General features: G+C 38.1%; 1 protein-coding gene. It reads left to right on the top strand.

The annotated features are described in order from the left end of the window. The first annotated feature begins 475 nt into the window (after positions 1 to 475). Complete coding sequence (locus V2H77_RS00720; RefSeq protein ID WP_265514988.1) at positions 476 to 1,492, top strand: formamidase; 1,017 nt, start codon at positions 476 to 478, stop codon at positions 1,490 to 1,492. Positions 1,493 to 1,831: the final 339 nt, after the last annotated feature.

Below are 1,831 nucleotides of genomic sequence, written 5' to 3'. Positions count from 1 at the left end.
TTAGCTGTTACGCACTTGCATTATTAGCTGTTACGCACTTACATTATTAGCTGTTACGTACTTACATTATTAACTGTTACGCACTTACATTATTAGTAGTTACACTCAAATCAGTGAATTTAAGTCCTACCAACTGATTGTTGATGGTCAACATACGGTAAAAGCCAAAACAGATGGTTTGGGCGCTGTTTATAACTTCTCAGATCACTCAAACGGGTTGAGTTCTTTCAAGGTGCTCGACTATTTGCAAAGTTATTTAGGGCAAATTAACCCTAATGTTAATAACGGTATTCTTTACTACAAAGTTATTAATTTTTTTATTTAATGTTATAGATCGCATTTTTGTGAACAAAAGAGACGCTATTATGCATTAGTGAAATCGCTTAACGATGGGTAAAGATAACGTTCTATTTGTCTGTATAACGATGAAACTTATCATTTAATTTTAATAATTACTATTCATTCAGAGGTCTTTATGGGCAGTACCGGAAGTGTCAGTGCGTGGGAGGAGGCGTTATTAATTGCCGCTATTCAATATCCTGTTCCTGTTATTAAGGGGCCTGAAGATATTCAGGTTCAAGTGCGGCAGATTTGTAAAACAATGGATTCAACTAAAGCGGGTTATCCTGATTTAGATCTTATTGTATTTCCTGAATATTCTGCTCAGGGATTAAATACCAAGATCTGGACTTATGATGAAATGTTATTATCGTTGGACGGTCCAGAAGTTGACTGTTTTCGCCAGGCGTGTATTCGCAATAATATCTGGGGTGTATTTTCAGTAATGGAACGTAATGAAGATTCGTCGCAGCCACCTTATAACGCTGCGATCATTATTAACGGCAGCGGTGAGATTGTATTGCATTACCGTAAGTTGCAGCCTTGGGTGCCAATTGAACCCTGGATGCCGGGCAATTTGGGTATGCCGGTCTGTGAAGGGCCAAAAGGCGCAAAACTGGCGGTGTGTATTTGTCATGATGGTATGTTTCCTGAATTAGCGCGCGAAGCCGCCTATAAAGGCTGCAATGTTTTTATCCGTATTTCCGGTTATTCTACCCAAGTCAATGACCAGTGGATCTGGACTAATCGCACTAATGCCTGGCAGAACTTAATGTATACCGTATCGGTTAATCTGGCAGGTTACGATGAGGTTTTTTATTATTTTGGTGAAGGTACGATTTGTAATTATGACGGTAACATTATCCAGCAAGGTCAGCGTAATCCGTGGGAAATTGTTACCGCCGAACTGTTCCCGCGTCTGGCGGATAAGGCTCGTGAGAATTGGGCGCTGGAGAATAGTATTTTTAATCTCGGTTGCCGAGGCTATGTTGGTAAACCTGGCGGAGAGAGAGCTAATTATTTGACTTGGGTGCGTGATTTGGCAAACGGTGAATATAAATTGCCTTGGGATGAAAACATCCGTATTCGTGATGGCTGGAAATATTACCCAGAAGGTGTGAAATTGGGGCCATTACCGAAAATTGATAAGTAAACTGAGAGACTGATAATGTAGCACCATAGAAGTTGCGATGCTGCTATTCTTTCCATCCTATGTAAACTTGAAGCGTAGTGGAAAAGTGGTGAGTCTGGCATTCTTCTGGCATGAAAGGTATTGTGGAAATATAGGATGTAATGGTTATCGACTTGGGCGGTGATATTTTTACTTCTATTATGTCCTATATTTATTGATTTTAATTATTTTTTTGAAATTGAAAATAGTATAAATATTTTATTGGATAATTATTATAGCAAGGTGAGTTTTTATTATCTTTTGATTAATTTCATTGTGTTTATTAATTGGTGATATTATTATCTTAGTATTAATTTATTG

This window comes from Photorhabdus sp. P32 (assembly GCF_038085095.1).
GTDB lineage: Bacteria > Pseudomonadota > Gammaproteobacteria > Enterobacterales > Enterobacteriaceae > Photorhabdus > Photorhabdus luminescens.
The sequence above is the reverse complement of the archived record's forward strand: the minus strand, read 5'-3'. Positions and strand labels throughout refer to the sequence as shown.